This window comes from Niabella yanshanensis, assembly GCF_034424215.1.
GTDB lineage: Bacteria > Bacteroidota > Bacteroidia > Chitinophagales > Chitinophagaceae > Niabella > Niabella yanshanensis.
The window spans coordinates 3,771,945-3,790,516 of record NZ_CP139960.1; the positions used below are offsets into that span (position 1 = coordinate 3,771,945).

The 18,572-nt window shown below is 42.6% G+C and carries 18 protein-coding genes; 11 read left to right on the forward strand and 7 right to left on the reverse strand.

Going from position 1 to position 18,572, the window contains the following annotated elements; translation table 11 throughout:
* Positions 1-513 carry a gamma carbonic anhydrase family protein gene (locus tag U0035_RS15565; protein ID WP_114791818.1) on the reverse strand — a complete coding sequence of 171 codons (513 nt, stop codon included), beginning with the start codon at positions 511-513 and terminating at the stop codon, positions 1-3.
* A gap of 148 nt (positions 514-661) precedes the next feature.
* On the opposite strand from U0035_RS15565, the gene U0035_RS15570 reads away from it, so the two are divergent.
* Positions 662-2,137: a RapZ C-terminal domain-containing protein gene (locus U0035_RS15570; protein ID WP_114791817.1), complete on the forward strand. Its 1,476-nt coding sequence runs from the start codon at positions 662-664 to the stop codon at positions 2,135-2,137.
* Positions 2,138-2,171: 34 nt separating this feature from the next.
* Positions 2,172-3,320 carry a DUF559 domain-containing protein gene (locus U0035_RS15575; protein WP_114791816.1) on the forward strand — a complete coding sequence of 383 codons (1,149 nt, stop codon included), beginning with the start codon at positions 2,172-2,174 and terminating at the stop codon, positions 3,318-3,320.
* 69 nt (positions 3,321-3,389) lie between these two features.
* Here U0035_RS15575 and U0035_RS15580 read toward each other — a convergent pair whose 3' ends face one another.
* Entirely contained in the window at positions 3,390-5,765 is a 2,376-nt protein-coding gene (locus U0035_RS15580; RefSeq protein ID WP_114791815.1) for a M1 family metallopeptidase, read from the reverse strand.
* An 89-nt stretch (positions 5,766-5,854) separates the two neighbouring features.
* Positions 5,855-6,430: a HupE/UreJ family protein gene (locus tag U0035_RS15585; RefSeq protein ID WP_114791814.1), complete on the reverse strand. Its 576-nt coding sequence runs from the start codon at positions 6,428-6,430 to the stop codon at positions 5,855-5,857.
* A 72-nt stretch (positions 6,431-6,502) separates the two neighbouring features.
* Here U0035_RS15585 and U0035_RS15590 point away from each other — a divergent pair, with 72 nt between their 5' ends.
* From U0035_RS15590 to U0035_RS15615, 6 genes are all read left to right on the forward strand, one after another.
* Positions 6,503-7,006, forward strand: a complete 504-nt coding sequence (locus tag U0035_RS15590; protein ID WP_114791813.1) for a DUF6702 family protein — start codon at positions 6,503-6,505, stop codon at positions 7,004-7,006.
* A 113-nt stretch (positions 7,007-7,119) separates the two neighbouring features.
* Positions 7,120-9,054: a M1 family metallopeptidase gene (locus tag U0035_RS15595; RefSeq protein WP_114791812.1), complete on the forward strand. Its 1,935-nt coding sequence runs from the start codon at positions 7,120-7,122 to the stop codon at positions 9,052-9,054.
* A 150-nt stretch (positions 9,055-9,204) separates the two neighbouring features.
* Entirely contained in the window at positions 9,205-9,792 is a 588-nt protein-coding gene (locus U0035_RS15600; RefSeq protein ID WP_162817929.1) for an ExbD/TolR family protein, read from the forward strand.
* A 112-nt stretch (positions 9,793-9,904) separates the two neighbouring features.
* A complete protein-coding gene (locus U0035_RS15605) occupies positions 9,905-10,738 on the forward strand; it encodes an energy transducer TonB (RefSeq protein WP_114791810.1) in 834 nt (277 codons plus the stop codon).
* A gap of 121 nt (positions 10,739-10,859) precedes the next feature.
* Positions 10,860-11,519 carry a phosphatidylserine decarboxylase family protein gene (locus tag U0035_RS15610; RefSeq protein WP_114791809.1) on the forward strand — a complete coding sequence of 220 codons (660 nt, stop codon included), beginning with the start codon at positions 10,860-10,862 and terminating at the stop codon, positions 11,517-11,519.
* A 33-nt stretch (positions 11,520-11,552) separates the two neighbouring features.
* Positions 11,553-11,984, forward strand: coding sequence for a nuclear transport factor 2 family protein (locus tag U0035_RS15615; protein WP_245957763.1), 432 nt, complete (start codon positions 11,553-11,555; stop codon positions 11,982-11,984).
* Between the two features lie 49 nt (positions 11,985-12,033).
* Here U0035_RS15615 and U0035_RS15620 read toward each other — a convergent pair whose 3' ends face one another.
* From U0035_RS15620 to U0035_RS15630, 3 genes are all read right to left on the reverse strand, one after another.
* Complete coding sequence (locus U0035_RS15620; protein ID WP_114791807.1) at positions 12,034-12,630, reverse strand: tetratricopeptide repeat protein; 597 nt, start codon at positions 12,628-12,630, stop codon at positions 12,034-12,036.
* 30 nt (positions 12,631-12,660) lie between these two features.
* Complete coding sequence (locus U0035_RS15625; protein ID WP_114791806.1) at positions 12,661-13,668, reverse strand: VWA domain-containing protein; 1,008 nt, start codon at positions 13,666-13,668, stop codon at positions 12,661-12,663.
* A gap of 74 nt (positions 13,669-13,742) precedes the next feature.
* Positions 13,743-14,585, reverse strand: a complete 843-nt coding sequence (locus U0035_RS15630) for a class D beta-lactamase (RefSeq protein WP_170138314.1) — start codon at positions 14,583-14,585, stop codon at positions 13,743-13,745.
* A 146-nt stretch (positions 14,586-14,731) separates the two neighbouring features.
* Between U0035_RS15630 and U0035_RS15635 the strand changes: the two genes are divergently transcribed.
* Positions 14,732-15,301, forward strand: a complete 570-nt coding sequence (locus U0035_RS15635; RefSeq protein ID WP_114791804.1) for a 2'-5' RNA ligase family protein — start codon at positions 14,732-14,734, stop codon at positions 15,299-15,301.
* Here U0035_RS15635 and U0035_RS15640 read toward each other — a convergent pair.
* Complete coding sequence (locus U0035_RS15640; RefSeq protein WP_114791803.1) at positions 15,298-16,458, reverse strand: acyltransferase family protein; 1,161 nt, start codon at positions 16,456-16,458, stop codon at positions 15,298-15,300. The two genes, U0035_RS15635 and U0035_RS15640, sit on opposite strands and share 4 nt — an antisense overlap.
* A 155-nt stretch (positions 16,459-16,613) precedes the next feature.
* Here U0035_RS15640 and rfbB point away from each other — a divergent pair, with 155 nt between their 5' ends.
* Positions 16,614-17,669 carry a dTDP-glucose 4,6-dehydratase gene (rfbB, locus tag U0035_RS15645; RefSeq protein ID WP_114791802.1) on the forward strand — a complete coding sequence of 352 codons (1,056 nt, stop codon included), beginning with the start codon at positions 16,614-16,616 and terminating at the stop codon, positions 17,667-17,669.
* A 40-nt stretch (positions 17,670-17,709) separates the two neighbouring features.
* Positions 17,710-18,567 (forward strand): glucose-1-phosphate thymidylyltransferase RfbA, encoded by an 858-nt coding sequence (gene rfbA / locus U0035_RS15650; protein WP_114791801.1) that lies wholly within the window; start codon positions 17,710-17,712, stop codon positions 18,565-18,567.
* The last annotated feature ends 5 nt before the right edge of the window (positions 18,568-18,572 follow it).

An 18,572-nucleotide genomic window follows, 5' to 3' on the forward strand; every position in this document is an offset into this window, starting at 1 on the left:
TTATTTAAACCACCCGGCATATTTAACATAATTATTGGCGATGCGGTTGATCTGGCCATTTACCAACTCTTCAGAAATGTTTTTTACTTTTTTGGCGGGCACACCTGCATAAATGCTGCCGGCTTCGCAAATGGTGTTTTCTAATACTACGGCGCCTGCGGCAATAATAGTATTGCTATGTACTACCGAATTATCCATTACAATAGCGCCCATGCCTACCAGCACATTATCATGTAAAGTACAGCCATGCACAATGGCATGGTGACCAATGGAAACATTGTTGCCGATGGTAGTGCCCGCACCCTGGTACGTACAATGAATGCAGGCTCCATCCTGTACGTTCACTTTATTACCCATTTTGATGTAATTGACATCTCCCCTCAACACTGCATTAAACCATACACTGCACTGGTCACCCATTACCACATCACCTACTATCGTAGCGTTGGGTGCGATAAAACAATCATTTCCAAATTGAGGTTCTTTTCCTTCTACAGGTAATATTACAGGCATACATTATTGTTTGGGCTAAGATAGCAAAATCGTTCTTTGTGCATCGGGGTTTCGTAGGGATTTAATGCAGGATCAGGCATTTAATTAGCTTATCTGTACTTTCAAAAAAAGGATAAAGAAATCTGTAAATCCTGTTTACATTTGCCCGATGCAGGAAAAAATTGAAGCCATACAGGATCTTTATAAAAGCTGGAGCGGGAATGTACCCGCTTCTATCGATGTGTTACAGCAGGCGGGTAGCGAGCGACGCTACTTCCGTATATGGGATAAAGAGGGCGGTTCGGTGATCGGAACCTATGGCGCTAATGTGCCCGAGAATAACTCTTTTCTATATTTCTCAGAGAACTTTTCTGAGAAAAATTTACCGATAGCGAATATTTATGCCATAAGTGAAGACCGGCAGTTTTATTTACAGGAGGATTTTGGGGATGTTTCCCTGATCAACCGGTTAGAGGGTGAAGGCTATACACCGGCTATTTACGATCTTTTTAAAGAAAGCCTGCAAGAATTGGCCCGTTTGCAGGTAGAAGGTGATAAAGACCTGGATTATACCAAATGCCTGACCAACTCTGAATTTGGTAAGCAGGCGATTATGGCTGATCTGCTTTATTTCAAATACTATTTTTTAGACGCTTTACGCAAGCCTTACGATAAACAAAAGCTGATCGATGACTTTGAAGCACTAAGTAATTACCTCACGCATACCGATCATAAATTTTTTATGTTCCGCGATTTTCAAAGCAGGAATATCCAGGTCATGAAAGATAATTCTGTGCACTTCATAGATTATCAAGGCGGCATGAAGGGCGCTCCCCAGTATGATGTGGCATCCCTGCTTTGGCAGGCACGTGCTGCGCTACCGGAAGACTGGAAACGCAACCTGCTACAGGATTATATGAATGCCCTGGAACCTTTGCTGGACCGGCCTTTGAACACATTAAGCTTTATAAGCCAGTACAATGGTTATGTGTTGATAAGGTTGTTACAGGTGCTGGGCGCTTACGGATTCAGGGGATTATTTGAAAGAAAGGCGCATTTCTTAACCAGTATCCCGCTTGCGTTAAAAAATTTAAGATCTTTCCTGCAAACCCATCCCATGGGTATTGCTTTACCCGAGTTTGAAAAAGTATTGCAGCTATGCGTGGATGATAGCATTATCCAGCAGTTTACACCCGTGCAGGCAACAGAAGACACGCCCCTGGTTGTAAAAATATGCAGCTTTTCTTTTAAAAAGGGATTGCCGATTGATGACGAAGAGAACGGTGGCGGTTTTGTTTTTGACTGCCGGGGTATTTTGAATCCGGGTCGTGTAGAAAGTATGAAATGCCAGACGGGCCGCGATAAAGAAGTAATTCAATACCTGGAGCAGCAGACAAAAATGCCCGAGTTTTTGCACAGCGTTTTTGATGTGGTAGATATAAGTGTGGAGGATTATATTAAACGTGGATTCGACAGTCTTTACGTAAGCTTTGGATGTACCGGTGGTCAGCATCGTAGCGTATATGCAGCAGACGCATTGGTGCGGCATCTAAAAAACAAGTTCAAAGTAAAAATTGAACTTTGCCATTATGTGCAGGATGCGAAGAATTGGTGCAATGAGCCGACGCAGACCCCCAACCCCTAAAAGGAGAGACCTGCGCTGCTAAAAACTAAAATCTATGAAACGAAACATGCATGCAGGTGCTGGTAAATTTTTGTTTCAGAGGGCAAGAGAACTGCGCAATCAGTGCACTCATGCAGAAGAGATTTTGTGGGGATATTTAAGAACAAGGCCACTTGGAATTAAGTTTAGAAGGCAACATCCTTACTCTGTGTATATTCTCGATTTTTATTGCCATGCATTAAGACTAGCTATAGAAGTGGATGGAAGTATACATTTGAAAGAAGATGTCAAGGCTCATGATGTCATTCGACAAAAGTTATTGGAGGCAGACGGTTTACAGGTATTGAGGTTTACCAACAATGAGGTGGAAAAGCACCTGGAAAGTGTGATTAGTAAAATTGAAGATTTTATAACAATGAATATAAATACGAGCAACCAATCGCTGTCGGAAAGCGTAGCGGAGGCCACCCCTTCAGGGGGCGGAGGAGCGCGCGGGATGGTCTTCTGTGCCGGCCTCGGCACCCGTTTTAAACCCTGGACGGACAGCCATCCCAAGGCTTTGGCACCGGTTAATGGCAAACCTTTGCTGCAGCGTAATATAGAATACCTGCAGCAATATGGTATAAAAGATGTAATTGTAAACGTGCATCACTTTGCGGACCAGATTGAGGACGCTGTGAATAAAAATAGTGGTTGGGGCTCTAATATAATTATTAGCGATGAACGCGACTACGTGCTGGAAACCGGTGGTGGATTGCTGCATGCTAAACAACTTTTTAAACCAGGCGAGCGTTTTATTACCTGTAATGCAGATATACTGACAGATTTGGATATAAACGAACTGCGGCGTTTTCACGAGCAGGAAAAGCCGTTGATCTCATTTGCTGTAAGTAATCGCAAAACCTCCCGCAACTTGCTGTTCGACGAAGATAATAGGCTTTGTGGCTGGAGGAATAACGCAACAGGCGAGGAACGTATATCGGTTCCCAGGGACAATCTGGTGGCGAAAGCTTATGACTGTGTGGTGATATTTGAGTATGAAGTATTTGATCATATTCAATTCACCGGAAAGTTTTCCCTTATCGATCTTTATCTTGATCTTGCCAAAACGCACAAAATAGTAGGTTTTGAACATAGCGGCGACAGATGGGTAGATGTTGGGAAGCCTGAAAGTTTGGCCGTTGCCGAGGCGATGTTTTTTTGACGAAGTTATCAGTTGACTGGTTGACAAGGATACTTTCCCTTATCAACCAGTCAACTTTCGACCGGATTACTACATACCCGCCGCCTGCATCGGGTTCTTACCTACACTCTGACCGCGGCGTGGACCGCCTTCTGTCTTTTGAGAAAATGCCTTAAACCTGGTAGGCGCCGGCATGGTTCCCCATACATTATTAGTTACATCAATATCCGCTGTTTCCTGCAATGGGTCTAACTGTATTGAAGTCACCTCTTTATTTTTAACAAAGAATTTTTTTGCGTTTTGCTCATTATAACGCCATATCTGGGCAGGAATACGGTCTATCTCTTTACTGCCGTCTTTATAGGTCCACTCAATAATAATGGGCATTACCAGTCCTCCTTTATTGCTAAAGCTCAGCTCATAAAAATAGCTGTTCGCAAATTTTTCTTTGGCCTGGGGTGTTAAAGCCGTAACGGTCATGGGCATTTCTACCGTAAATGTTTGCGTGGTATCCACTTTTACCTGTCCCCGTGCATATTGCCAGTAAAAATCTCTTGCTTCCGGATTAAGGTCGGTGTAGAACTTAATGTTCTTATTTTTCCGGTTGCGGATCTTAGAAATGTCATCATAAGGATTTTTGTCCGGTGCTGCCACTTTTCTCTGGGTAGACCTGGCTTCGGGCAGTTCACTGTTTAAATCTGCTTTAGCATATTTTACCGTATCCAGCGAAATGTCTACCGGCTGAATTCCGTAGAACCAGCCCCGCCAGAACCAATCCAGATCTTCACCGCTGGCGTCTTCCATAGTTCGGAAAAGATCGGCCGGAGTGGGATGTTTAAACGCCCAGCGGCGTGCATATTCTTTAAACGAAAAATCAAACAGTTCGCGACCCATTATCGTTTCGCGGAGAATGTTTAACGCGGTAGCCGGCTTGGTATAAGCGTTCGGGCCAAACCCGATAATGTTTTCCGAATTACTCATTACCGGTTCCAATTGCTCTTTCGGTAGCTTCATGTAATCCACAATAGCTCCAGCCCATCCCTTCTTAGTTGGAAATTTGTTATCCCATAGCTCTTCTGTAAGGTATTCAACAAAGCTGTTCAGGCCCTCATCCATCCATGTCCACTGGCGCTCGTCGCTGTTAACGATCATGGGGAAAAAATTATGGCCTACCTCGTGTATGACTACGCCCAACATACCATTTTTCACACTTTCACTATAAGTGCCATCTTTTTCCGTACGTCCATAGTTAAAGCAGATCATGGGATATTCCATACCATTGGCAGCTTCTACACTTTGTGCAACGGGGTAAGGGTAGGGGAACGTGAAATCAGAGTAAGTTTTAATGGTATGTGCCACGGCGCGGGTGGAAAATTTCCTGTAAAGTGGGTAAGCCTCCTTGCCATAGAAGCTCATGCACATTATTTTTTTTCCATTGATCAACTGCGGCATAGCGTCCCATACAAATTTCCTGGAAGCGGTCCAGGCAAAGTCTCTTACATTATCAGCCTTAAAGGACCAGGTTTTGCTTTTAGCAGTATTCTTGTTCTTTTCTGCAGCAGTGGCTTCAGCCAGTGTTACAATCTCAACGGGTTCTTTGGCGTTGCGGGCCTGGTTGTACCGTCCCAGTTGTGCCGGGGTTAGCACCTGTGCATAATTCTGGCATTCGCCGGTAGCGCCCACTACATGATCTGCAGGAACGGTGATCTGCACGTCATAATTTCCAAAAGTCAGGGCAAATTCTCCACGCCCTGTGAACTGGTGATTCTGCCAGCCCTGGAAGTCGCTGTACACACAAACCCTGGGAAACCACTGCGCCATAGTGTACAGGTTATTGCCGTCTTCCTCAAAATGCTCGTAGCCGCCTCGTCCGCCATATTTCATCCGGTCACTAATTTTATAAGACCAGTCGATTTTGATAACGTATTTCTGACCAGGCTTCAGGGGGGTGGGCAGGTCTACCCGCATCATAGTTTTATTGATGGTATATTTTAGTGCGGCGCCATTCACGTCAGTGAGCTTTTTTACTTTAACGCCGTAGCCATTGTCTGTCTTTCCCGCCTCTTCTTCTTGCGTAGCCAGCATATTATCCGTCATCGCCTGTGGCATACGGGATGAGGTTTGATAGTTAGCATTGTTGATATTGCTATGCTCATTTTCGTCTAACTGGAACCAGATATAAGTGAGCTGATCAGGAGAGTTGTTGAAATAGTTCAATGTTTCGCTACCCGTCAAAACGTTATTTACTTCATCCAGCTCACATTTGATCGTATAGTCGCAGCGTTGCTGCCAATACTTCGGACCGGGAGCCCCGCTTGCCGTTCGATATTCGTTGGGGGTTGGTAAAATGGTTCCCAACTGTTCAAATTTATTACCGTGATTACTGGTAGGATTGTTTTGAATATCCTGCGCAGCTGCGGATACGCAAAACGTGAGACCAGCGATGATACATGATAGCTTCGACATACTTTTATTACAAGTCTTTTAAACCAATTTATGTATCATAAATTGATATGAAGTGCAGAAAATAGCTGCACGATACGTTTTGAATACAATCAAAAAGGAACTCTTTCTATAGCCATTTTGGCTGCAAACAATAAAACAGCCAGTGATACTACGAATATATAAATTCTTTGAGGAACTTTTACCAGTTCCAGCAAAACTTTGCCCAACAAAAGGATGATGAGCACTACCACCACCTGGCCGGCTTCCAACCCCACATTAAAGCCAAACAGTCCCATGCCTAAAGACTGATCGCTGGCTAGCATCATGCGTATGGAATTGGCAAATCCCAGCCCGTGTACTAAACCAAAAAACAAGGCCAGAAAATAATTGGTATTTACGTTTTTAACCGGTTTGCCATTGAAAATGTTCCAGGCAGCAGTTAATACAATGGTTACGGGAATTAAAAACTCTACCCAGGCGGACGAAGCCCTTATCAGATCTAACACGCTTAGCGCCAAAGTCAAAGAATGCCCTACCGTAAATGCGGTTACCAGGATCAACACTTTCTTCCAATCGCTGAATGTATATACAACAGCTAATGCAAGAATAAATAATTGATGGTCCAGTGCATCAGTACTAACAATATGCCTCCATCCCTCGATAAAATAAAAACTGAAATCGCTCATAAATTGTAATTTCTCATGTGCCCGTACAACTTCTAAAGCTAAATTTTTGTCATAATACTATTTTCGCAAAATATGTCTGTGGTATTATTACTCAATAAATGGTTGTTAGGCTTGTTTTTGTTTCATGCAAATGTACATCCCTATCATGTAAGCGCTACAGAAATGGAGTACGATGCCAAAAGCAAAAGGATAGAGATCAGCACCAAAATCTTTACTGACGATTTTGAAAACGTATTGTCTAAGTTATATAAACAGAAGACCGATCTTTCTAATCCCAGACTTAAGGCAGAGATGACGATATTGGTGAATAAATATATTACTACCCACCTGAGCCTGAAATCTGGTGATAAGATATTAGCTATCAAACTTTATGGCTGGGAAATTGACCATGAAGCAGTATATGTATATACCATTGCTGAAGCCGGGGCGTTCAATATAAAAAGCATTACGGTAGAGAACAAGGTACTGTACGATCTGTTTGACGACCAGGTGAATATTGTACATTTTATTTATAAGGGAAATCGTAAAAGCGCCAAACTGGTTCATCCCGACACCAGGCTGTCTTTCTCGTTTTAAGTGGTTAGCTGATCGCTGATCTTTTGCAACCTAAACTACCGTTTATCACATTTTACTTCTGTTAACGATTGGCCCGCAAAAAAAATATTAAATTCAGCGTTTAAAATTTTTGCATGAGACATAAATTTCTTTATTCTTTTGTGTTGGCATTACTAACAACACAGGCGTTTTCTCAAACAACTTCCACGTACAATGCTAAGGAAGCATTTAGCCCACAGTTTTATCCTTATCCCGGAAATGAGTACAGAAGTGCATCTGGTGAACCAGGCGTAAAGTATTGGCAGAACAGGGCTGACTATAAAATTAATTGCTCTATCGATACCGCGAACCATACTGTTGCAGGGTCGCAGGAGCTGGTGTACACAAACAATAGTCCGGATAATCTAAAATTTTTATGGTTACAGTTAGACCAGAATATTTATCGCAAAGACTCCCGCGGATCGGCAACCACTACTGCAGCAGGCGGACGATGGGCCAATACCGGATTTACCCAGGGTCAGGCAATTAAATCAGTGGCCATAGAGGTGAACGGGAAGAAATATACTCCGCAGTTCACCATTACAGACACCCGTATGCAAGTTTGGCTGCAGGAATCTTTGAAGAATGCGGGTAAGGTTAAGTTGATCATAGATTGGTCTTTTGAAGTTCCGGTATACGGAACTGATCGTATGGGGCGACTGCAAACAAAGAACGGGTGGGTGTATGAAATAGCGCAATGGTTTCCCCGCATGTGTGTATATGATGACCTGCAGGGATGGAATGTGTTGCCTTATGTAGGGCAGGGTGAGTTTTACCTGGAGTATGGTGATATTGATTTTGCTGTAACTGCTCCTGCTGACATGATCATTGTGGGATCGGGTGAATTATTAAATCCTGCCGAATGTCTTTCTGCTGCTGAGGCTACCCGGTATGCCAACGCTAAAACCAGCGATAAAACAGTGACGATCCGGAGTGCGGATGACGTGAATGCAGGTATAAAAACCACTAAGAAAACGAATACCTGGAAATTTAAAATTCAGAATACAAGGGATGTTGCCTGGGCCGCTTCCAAAGCTTTTGTTTTTGACGGAGCCAAAATAAATTTACCCAGCGGCAAAAAATGCGTAGCATTAAGCGCTTACCCTGTAGAATCGATTGGTGCCAACGGCTGGGAGCGCAGCACAGAATTTACTAAAGCCTCCATTGAGCATTATTCTCAAAAATGGTTTGAATTTCCTTATCCTGCAGCCACGAACGTAGGAGGCATTGTGGGAGGTATGGAATATCCGGGTATTGTATTTTGCAGCTACCGTGCAAAAGGGGCTGGACTTTGGGGGGTAACCGATCATGAGTTTGGACATACCTGGTTCCCCATGATCGTTGGCAGTAACGAAAGAAAATATGCCTGGATGGATGAAGGTTTCAATACGTTTATAAACAGTTTTTCTACCCGGGCATTTAATAAGGGCGAATTTTCGAAGCCATCGTCAGGCGATGAGGGCAGGAGCTCGTTTGGCGAAAACGTAGACGGCTTATATACCATACCGGATGCGGTACAGCAAAGAAGTTTGGGAGTAACCGCCTACTACAAGCCCTCTCAAATGCTGCATGCCTTGCGCGATAACGTTTTAGGGGCAGACAGATTCGATGCCGCCTTTAAAGAGTATATTAACCGGTGGGCATTTAAGCATCCGTCTCCCTGGGACTTTTTTCATACTATGGAGAATGTAGCAGGGGAAGACCTGTCCTGGTTCTGGAGAGGATGGGTATTGAATACCTGGAAGATAGACCAGGCGGTGAAGGGCGTAACGTACAGGGATAATCTGCCGGCTAATGGCGCCGTCCTAACTATTGAAAACCTGGAGCAAATGCCTATGCCTGTAAAAATATTGGTTACTGAAACAAATGGCAGGCAACAAACAATACAATTGCCGGTTGAGATCTGGCAGCGTGGAAGCTCCTACACTTTTGGGGTGCCTACTACCAGTGAATTGAAGGAAGTAAAAATAGATCCGGATAACCAACTACCGGATTGGAACCGGGTTAACAATACCTGGTTAAAAAAATAATGATGTAGCATATTGAAGCGTTGATTGAGTTGCTAATTGTTGTAACCTCACAGGCATGACCTGTGAGGTTTTCTACTTTAAGGATACATGCGATCGAAAATAGTTTATGGAAAAATGTATGATCGGTATCTCATTAACAAAAGCACAACCATGGCAAACATAGATACAAACCAAAGCCAAAGCCGCGTACAGCGGGGTTTTACCGGGAAGCAAAAGAGATTGTCAGTGCGAATAGACATGACACCTATGGTGGACCTGGGATTTTTGCTTATTACCTTTTTTATCTTTACCTCATCAATGAATGAGCCCAAGGCAATGGATCTCTTTATGCCTAAAAGTGAAGGGCTGGAAACCCTGGTTGCGAAATCGGGAGCCTTTACTATACTCATCGATAAAGATGCGGGTATTTATTATTATGAGGGGCTGCCGGACGAAGCGGGGATCAATATTAAAAAAAGCTCGCTTTCGGAAATCCGCAGAGAGCTGATCCGCAAAAAACAGGAAGTAATTAAAAACTATAAGCCGGATAAGGCTTGCGAAGAAAAGGCCGTTGCTAACCCAGCTACTATTGACGACTGCCGGCAAAAAGGTCTGACCATTCTGATTAAACCCACCCAAGACGCCAGCTACAAGGCAATTGTTGCCATGCTGGATGAGATGACGATCAACAAAATTGCCCGCTATGTTTTAACAGAACCTGACGCCAGAGATCTGGCGCTGCTTCAGGCTACAAAATAAGCATCGAAAATATCCTTACAAAAAAGTAAACCCGAAGGGTAGTGGGAGAGGTATATCTTTTATAGAACATACACCTGGCATACATTTCAAATCACATTTTAAATAAACAATTATGGAAACAGCAGCTATTCTCAGGGCAGATACGCTCGACATCATTTTCGATGGAAGAAACAAAAATTACGGAGCCTATGAGCTTCGCAGAAATTATCACCAGCGCATGACCAGGGCGCTCTTAATAACAGCCGGTATTTGTATTGCTATAGGAGGGGGCGCCTGGCTAAGTCATACATTTGCCAAAACTGTTGATGAGGGTATAGTAAAAATAAGCCCTGAACTTACGATATCAGCAATAGAACCGATGGAAAAAGACATTCCGGAACCGCCACCACCACCTCCGGCACCCAAAGTAGAAGTGCCGAAAATACAGACGATTGCTTTTACCACGCCTGTTATTACGGATAAGGATATTGTGGAACCGCCGCCTACCCAGGAGGCGCTGACTGATACAAGAATCGGTAATATATCCCAGGATGGGGTTAAGGATATGGGACTTGTTGTAACACCACCGTCAGAGGGCGATGGAAAGGGACTTGTAGTAGCAAAGCTAAAAGAGGATTTTGATGCAGATAAGATTTTTTATAAAGTGGAAATAGATGCTTCCTACGTAGGCGACTGGAAGAAGTTTTTAGAACGTAACCTGGTAGGTGAAGTTCCGGTGGACAATGGAGCTGCACCAGGAACCTATACCGTAATTATTCAGTTTATAGTGGACGCGAGCGGAAATGTAAGTGATATCAAGCCGCTTACCAGCTTCGGTCACGGAATGGAGCAGGAGGCAATGCGGGTTATTAAAAAATCGGGCAAATGGAATCCCGCAAGGCAAAATAGCGAGTTGGTGAAAGCCTATCGTAAACAACCTATTACCTTCCGGGTGTTAGAACAATAAAAAACTCTTTTCCTCTCTTCTTTCTTAATGGCTGCGGGTGTGCAAATAGTTTAATTTGTGCATTCGTGGCCATCTGTTTAGGCAATAAGCTGTAATTTCGCAGCACAAAAAACAATCGTACATGACGCTTCATCGTGAGGGAAAAGGCTCTATTGCCATTGCAGTTATTTTATTTCTGTTAATCAACGTTATTAGTTACAAATATTTATTCGTTGCTTATCCGGCTATTTTCTACTTATTACTACTGGTAACATTTGTGTTGCTGGTATTGGTAGTGTCTTTTTTCAGGATACCCAACAGAAGTTATACTGTAGGTACAGACACTGTTTTGGCGCCCTGCGATGGTAAGGTAGTAGTAATTGAAGAAGTAGAAGCTGATGAATATTTTAAGGACAGGAGAATACAGGTGTCTATATTCATGAGCCCTTTAAACGTACACGTAAACCGCAACCCGGTAAGTGGTGAAGTGGTATATAATCAGTATCATAAAGGGAAATACCTGGTGGCCTGGCATCCTAAATCATCAACCGAAAATGAGCGCCATACCAACGTATTTAAGGCAGCTAACGGGAAGGAAGTGTTGACCAAACAAATTGCGGGTGCATTAGCCAAACGTATTGTAAACTATCTGTCAGTGGGTAACAAAGTGGAGCAGGCAGGAGAAATGGGATTCATTAAATTTGGCTCCCGGGTAGATTTATTGCTCCCTCTTGATGCAGATATAAAAGTGAAGATTGGCGATATTGCTGTAGGTGGGATCACTGAAGTAGCCCGTTGGTAACAGAGTATTAATTAAACCATTAAAATGAACAACATGAAGCATATCTTTTTATTAGCCGCAGTGGCATTTTGTATGACTAGCCAGGCGCAGCGTAGCTACGAGGAGCAGGTTCAGAAAACCGTAACCCAGTTTGTTAAAGCTTTAGAAGATAGTGACCTGAAATCTTTGAGCAGCCTGACGGTGTCTAAGTTAACTTACGGGCATTCCAGCGGGAAAATTGAAAATAAAGAACAATTTTTACAGACCTTTAAAACGGGCGCATCAGATTTTGTAAAGATCAATATCTCCGGTCAAACGATAGATATTGCCGGAACTACAGCGATAGTAAGGCATTTGTTTGATGCAGATACCAATGATAATAACAAGCCGGGACACGTTACATTAAAAGTGATGACTGTTTGGCAAAAGCAGGGTGCCAAATGGATTTTATTGGCCCGGCAGGCGGTTAAGCCTCCTGTGCAATAAGAGATTAATTATATGTAGTAAAAAGAGTGTTTATGGACACTCTTTTTTATTACCAGTCTTTCCCAACACTACCTCCAAATTGCGTTTTTTTATTGGAGACCTTATTCTGTGTATTTTTTTCTTTTTGTTCCAGCCTGTTTAACTGTTGCTGGGCCTGATTTTGGTTCAGTTTGGACGGCGATTGCCGGGGCTTCTGATCGCCACCGCCTCCTCCGCCACTTTTCTTCAGTTCTGATAAAGCTTTTTGCAGGTTTTCCCTGGCATTGTTGTCCTGGCTATTTAAACGAAGCGCTTTTTTATAAGCCTCAATGCTTTCTTCTATTTTATTTTGGCTGCTGTAAACAACACCGGCATTATAGTGCGCGCCCGATTTTAATAAATCAGTGGCTTTAGGAGATGCGCTTACCTGGTCGTAAGCTTTCAATGCTTCATCCACTTTTTTTTGTTTGTACAATGCAGTGCCTTTATTTAAAAGAGCTGTGTACTTGTACGGTTCCTCGGTTACCTTATTGTAGCTGGCCACAGCTTCCGCCAACTGCCCTTTTTTGAAGAATTCGTTTCCCTCTTTAATAAAACTTTGCTGGTTTTGAGCTTTGCCAGCTACCAGGCTCGTGGAAAAAGATATGAGTAAGATAAATCTTCGCATCTGTATTTTGTTAACAAACCAACAACTGCCTTACTTTGCTGCCGGCTTTTTTCCTTCCGGCAATAATTGTTCCCCTATCAACAGTAAAATCATTACCGCCACAAATACCCAGAAATAATAAGAGAAACTCATAAGGCTGGTATCTCCGGTTACCTTTTTATCTATTTGTGAGAGGTTTGCCGAGATCTGTTTAACAGCAGCATCGCTGTTCTCTAAATGAACATACACGCCGGCGGTATTGGCGGCAATCTGTTTTAACTCCTGTTCATTCAATTTTGATATTATTTCAGCGCCCGTTTCCTCATCTATTTTATGTCCCCGGGTAGAGTCATCCGGAATAAAACTGCCCGTGGGTGAACCAATACCTACTGTGTTAACCATCAACCCTCGTTTGGACAATTCTTTTGACATATCAATCGCCTCTTCATCATGATCCTCCCCATCGGAAATTAAAACAACCGCCCTGTATTTAGCGTCTCTATCGCCAAAAGCTTTCAGGCTTTCCTGCAGTGCATCGCTGATAATAGTGCCTTTCATTGGTACCGCATCAGGTGAGGCTTCGTTTACAAACATTTGAGCGGCTCCATGATCTGTACTAAGCGGCATTTGTACATAAGCCTTTCCCGCAAAAAGAATCAGACCTACGCGGCTATCGGGCATTGCATCCATCATTTTGCTGATAAATTGCTTGGCGCGTTCGAGCCTGTTGGGCTCAATATCTTCCGCAAGCATACTCCGGCTTACATCCAGGGCAAAAACTAAATCAATGCCTTTTCGCGTAATCCCATCGTTACCCCCCGGTTTTCGCAGGTTCATAACCGCCAGCACACCCATGGCAAAAGCGACACAAACCAGCATGAATTTTAAGGTAAAACGTTTCGGACTGTACCGGTGTATCAGAGATTTCACCAGCGAAGGATTGCCTATATTTTTTATGATGCGTCTCTTCCATTTTTTTACGCCCCAAAAAAGAAGCGCAAAAATGAGCAATACCGCAAAAAGCCAAATAAAAATGGTATATTGAAATTGAAAGCCCAATATATGGTGAGTTTATCTCAATGATTCAACTTTCCTGCCAATAACACAGGTCAGCAAAATTAAGAAACAGGCTTCTACATCGCTCCTTCGAAAAAGCCATATTCTTTTAAAATATCCTTAAGAATTTTTAGTCTTACATCTTTCATATTATAGTTGGGATCAGCAGATTCTACGTTTAGTACAAAGAAATAAGGATGTTTATTCTCCTCAATCCAACCTACTATCCAGCCAAGGGCATGGCCTTTCTCCGTAAAACCCCAGCCCGTTTTATAGCCAAGTCTGTAATTAGAATTGTCTTCAAACAACATCGCATGCTTTACTTTTTGCTGGTATACCTTAAAAAAGGGCAGCTCGTCGAAATACAGCTTTTTTACTATTCCCAAATTTTGATCGGGTGTTATCTTAACCGAATTATCCAGCCAGAAGCTATCTATTTTTGAGATTTTGTAAGTTTTCTTATCCTTGCCGGCGCCATATTTCAACGAATCCAGCCAGAATTGCATGGTATCCCTCCCAATCCGGCGGGCCACTTCCTGGTAATAGGGGACCGACGAAACCCTGAATGCCTGGTACATATTCAGGTCCTTGTTCCAATCGGGTATATTACGGGTAATGCCATCCCAGGGAATTATCATGCTATCGCTGGAGATCTTACCTGTTTGCAGGCCTATTAAAGAATTGATGATCTTAAAGGTAGAAGCAGGTAAATAAGTGCTGTCCCGGTAACGTTTCAGGTTATGAACAGTAAATAACCCTGTACCATTATTATACAACGCAAAACACCCATCAAGTTGATGCGCATCAAAATACTTTTTAGGGGTATTGTCTTCTTTCACATTATTCTGGGTGCAGGAAACCATCAGTATTGCCAATGCTAACCCTATGAATAAGAATGAGAAGTAGTTTCTGTTTCGCATATTTGTTTTATCCGGACCGTTGTTATTATTCTGACTGTTCATAATTGCTGCAAAAATAGGTGTAGCAACGGGTTAGCTTATGATTTTAGTATTTTTTTAATTGGCAGGTGGCATAAGTATTGTTATATTACTATGTATAAGTGATTATGCAGGAATTAATAACCACATATAACCCTTTAAATGATTACCGGTTAATCATTGATCCTGCGCAAGCAATTAAGAAGAAAATTGCAGAGATAAAGACATTGTTTGATGAGCAATATAAAGGATTGGTAATTGCGGGCGGGCAGGCTTTTATTTATCTGGCTGAATTTAGTGACTATGAGGTCAACGAACAGGCAACCACCGATCGGATTGACAGGATTGCCTTGGGATCAATGCCCTTTAAATTGCATCTCAAGAATTTTGGTGAACTTGAGCAAAGGGAAATTTATATAGGAATCGAAAACCTGATACCTCTCCAGCTTTTATCTGATCAGGTGGCGGCAACTCTTTCGCGGGTCCCGGAGGCGCGGATCAATAAGATACCCCGGGTGACTGTTGCTAAAGGGCTCCAGGTTTTTCAATTTAAAAAAAGCTGGGAGGAGTATGAGAAGAAGAGCTTCTCCGCTACGTTCATTGCCAACGAAATGTTGCTGCTGAAGCGTATGGAAGGCTTCAGTAGCTGGCAAATATTGAAAAGAATGAGATTTCAGAATCTCGTTATCACCTACTAGACCTTTATATAGATCTTCTTCTTATCCAGCCACCAGCAAATCGCCCACATAAAAATGATAACGGTTAATGCATACATCAAAGACCCTAATTTTGGATCACCCGGGATATTGACATAGATCTTCCTGTAAAGAAAGTTCCAGAAATTAACCCCCTCATCCGAGGTGAAAAGACCGGCAGTTTTAGGTAAAAAAGCGCTCAGAGAAAAAATAAACAGGGCATTCTTGCCAAATACTTCAAAAAAACGGGTAGGGAAGCCTTTGTAGTTTTTCACTTCGATCAAATAGATCATAGTGCTTAGGGTGATTATGGCGAGCCCAACGGTATATACTGTATAGGAACTGGTCCATATCTTTTTATTAATAGGAAAAACCATATCCCAGCAAAACCCAGTAAGAAGCAATGCCACTCCTGCAACAAATAAACCGGTCAGCATTTTATAAATAGCCGAAGGCTCTGTTGAGCTCGCAGTATTCTTAATATACGATCCTACAAAAAAGCCAAAAATCACTTCAACAATAGCGGGTATGGTGCTTAATAATCCTTCGGGGTCAAAAGCTACACCTTCTCCTTTATACATATGCGGAATACCAAGGATGAGTTTATCTACATTGGTGCCAAACCAACCCTCCAGGCTGTAGGGGTCTGACGGATTACCCAGCAGGCAAATGGCCCAGTATACCAGCAAGAGCATCAATGAGAAGAGCCAGGCTGCTTTGGGCTTCAGGTAAAAAACAATGGCTGAAGCAAAGAAGTAGCATACGGCGATACGTTGTAAAACGCCAAAAATACGCACCCCTTTTTCGTTGTTATGCTGGTTTACCCAGCTAATAAATTCCAGGCTACCCTCGTGCCACCTTACAAATGGGTACCAGTTCAAAAAAAGACCGATAGCAAAAATGAGGACCGAACGTTTAATTACTTTTCTCCAGAATACACCGGGGCCCTGTTCTTTTAACCGCGGCAATACAAATGCCATAGCATTGCCAACAGCAAAAAGGAAAAATGGGAAAACCAGGTCTGTTGGCGTAAGGCCATGCCAGGGAGCATGTTTTAGCGGGGCGAAAATCTGTGACCAGCTGCCGGGGTTATTTACCAGGATCATGAGGCAAACAGTGGCGCCTCTGAAAATGTCTAAAGAACGGTAGCGTATCTTCATTATTTAATGTGATAAGAGCTATAAATATACTATTTAAAGGGAGGAAATAGGATAAACCAGCAAGCAACATCGGTGAAACATGAATTTCATGGTAAACGGCCATACTGTTATATTTGCACACTATTCGGCTTATATAAAAAAAATATTAGAAATCTATGGCTAAAAAGACCATTGTTATTACGGGTGGGGCTGGTTTTATTGGCTCACATGTGGTGAGATTATTTGTAACTAAGTATCCTGACTATAAAATAGTGAACCTTGATGCCCTTACTTACGCGGGTAACCTTGAGAATCTGAAAGACATTCAGGATCAGCCCAACTATATTTTTGAAAAAGCCAATATTGTAGACGCTGAAGCAGTGAAAGCTGTTTTTCAAAAGCATAATCCCGATGGCGTTATTCACCTTGCCGCTGAAAGTCATGTAGACCGATCAATCACCTCTCCATTAGATTTTGTATATACGAATGTAATCGGTACGGTAAACCTGTTGAACGCTACCAAAGAGCTGTGGAAGGACAATTATGAGGGCAAAAGATTTCATCATGTATCAACTGATGAGGTATACGGCGCTTTAGGGGATACCGGTTTTTTCACAGAAGAGACTTCTTACGATCCTCATTCTCCTTATTCTGCATCTAAAGCTTCTTCAGATCATTTTGTATACGCTTATGCTGATACTTATGGTCTTCCTGTAGTTTTAACCAACTGCTCCAACAATTATGGACCTAACCATTTCCCGGAGAAGTTAATTCCGCTGATGATTCATAATATCATCAACAATAAGCCGCTTCCGGTTTATGGAGATGGTAAGTACACCCGGGATTGGTTGTATGTAATTGACCATGCAAGAGCCATCGACCTGGTTTTCCATGAAGGGAAAGGCAGTGAGAAGTACAATGTGGGAGGCTTTAATGAGTGGAAGAATATTGATTTGGTAAAGCTGCTTTGCCAACAAATGGATGAAAAATTGGGCCGTGAAGCAGGCACCAGTGAGCAACTGATCACTTTTGTAAAAGACCGTCCCGGTCACGATTTACGATACGCGATCGACGCCACCAAAATCAACAAAGAATTAGGCTGGTCTCCTTCCGTAACCTTTGAAGAAGGTTTGTCCAAAACCATCGACTGGTTTTTAAGCAATAAAGAATGGCTTGAAAATGTAACCAGTGGTGATTATCAGAACTATTATAATAAACAGTACGCAGAATAACCTGCCCCTGTCCATTATACCTTAAATCTAATCAACAGAAATGAAAGGAATTATCCTGGCCGGCGGATCCGGTACGCGCTTATATCCCATTACGAAGGCTATCAGTAAGCAGCTAATGCCTATTTATGATAAGCCGATGATCTATTATCCCTTGTCTGTATTAATGATGGCAGGTATCAACGAGGTGTTAATTATTACTACTCCGGAGGATAATGCCGGTTTTCAAAGATTATTAGGAGATGGATCCCGAATTGGTTGCAGGTTTGAGTATGCGGTGCAGGAAGTGCCTAACGGCCTGGCGCAAGCTTTTGTTATTGGGGCCGAATTTATCGGAAATGATAAGGTCGCTCTTGTTTTAGGAGATAATATTTTTTATGGATCTGGTTTAGGAACCCAGCTAAAGAAATTAACAGATGTAGAGGGCGGGTATGTTTTTGCCTACCAGGTAAGCGATCCCGAGAGATACGGCGTAGTTGAGTTTGATGACAACAGGAAGGCCATTTCTATAGAAGAAAAGCCTCAACAGCCTAAATCCAATTTTGCAGTTCCGGGACTTTATTTTTATGACAATTCTGTTGTTGACATTGCGCGGCAGTTAGAACCTTCAGCCCGCGGCGAATATGAAATTACAGATGTAAACAAAATTTACCTGAAGGAGGAGAAGCTACATGTTGCAGTTTTGGACAGGGGTACCGCCTGGCTGGATACAGGAACCTTCGACTCGTTAACCGATGCCGCCGAATTTGTTCGGGTGATTGAAAAACGGCAGGGAACTAAAATAGGATGTATAGAAGAGATAGCCTGGCGTAACGGGTTCATTACGAAAGAGAAACTGAATGTTTTAGGCGATGAGTTGATTAAAAGCGGTTATGGTGAATATCTAAAAAAACTATTATAACAAAA

Bases quoted from the DNA above. Each gene is read 5' to 3' on its own strand.
- rfbA (WP_114791801.1), top strand. From the start codon at position 17,710: ATGAAAGGAATTATCCTGGCCGGCGGATCCGGTACGCGCTTATATCCC.
- U0035_RS15600 (WP_162817929.1), top strand. From the start codon at position 9,205: ATGGCAAACATAGATACAAACCAAAGCCAAAGCCGCGTACAGCGGGGT.
- U0035_RS15630 (WP_170138314.1), bottom strand. From the start codon at position 14,585: ATGCGAAACAGAAACTACTTCTCATTCTTATTCATAGGGTTAGCATTG.
- U0035_RS15610 (WP_114791809.1), top strand. From the start codon at position 10,860: ATGACGCTTCATCGTGAGGGAAAAGGCTCTATTGCCATTGCAGTTATT.
- U0035_RS15590 (WP_114791813.1), top strand. From the start codon at position 6,503: ATGTCTGTGGTATTATTACTCAATAAATGGTTGTTAGGCTTGTTTTTG.
- U0035_RS15605 (WP_114791810.1), top strand. From the start codon at position 9,905: ATGGAAACAGCAGCTATTCTCAGGGCAGATACGCTCGACATCATTTTC.
- U0035_RS15635 (WP_114791804.1), top strand. From the start codon at position 14,732: ATGCAGGAATTAATAACCACATATAACCCTTTAAATGATTACCGGTTA.
- U0035_RS15570 (WP_114791817.1), top strand. From the start codon at position 662: ATGCAGGAAAAAATTGAAGCCATACAGGATCTTTATAAAAGCTGGAGC.
- U0035_RS15620 (WP_114791807.1), bottom strand. From the start codon at position 12,630: ATGCGAAGATTTATCTTACTCATATCTTTTTCCACGAGCCTGGTAGCT.
- U0035_RS15595 (WP_114791812.1), top strand. From the start codon at position 7,120: ATGAGACATAAATTTCTTTATTCTTTTGTGTTGGCATTACTAACAACA.
- U0035_RS15575 (WP_114791816.1), top strand. From the start codon at position 2,172: ATGAAACGAAACATGCATGCAGGTGCTGGTAAATTTTTGTTTCAGAGG.
- U0035_RS15580 (WP_114791815.1), bottom strand. From the start codon at position 5,765: ATGTCGAAGCTATCATGTATCATCGCTGGTCTCACGTTTTGCGTATCC.
- U0035_RS15640 (WP_114791803.1), bottom strand. From the start codon at position 16,458: ATGAAGATACGCTACCGTTCTTTAGACATTTTCAGAGGCGCCACTGTT.
- rfbB (WP_114791802.1), top strand. From the start codon at position 16,614: ATGGCTAAAAAGACCATTGTTATTACGGGTGGGGCTGGTTTTATTGGC.
- U0035_RS15615 (WP_245957763.1), top strand. From the start codon at position 11,553: ATGAAGCATATCTTTTTATTAGCCGCAGTGGCATTTTGTATGACTAGC.
- U0035_RS15565 (WP_114791818.1), bottom strand. From the start codon at position 513: ATGCCTGTAATATTACCTGTAGAAGGAAAAGAACCTCAATTTGGAAAT.
- U0035_RS15585 (WP_114791814.1), bottom strand. From the start codon at position 6,430: ATGAGCGATTTCAGTTTTTATTTTATCGAGGGATGGAGGCATATTGTT.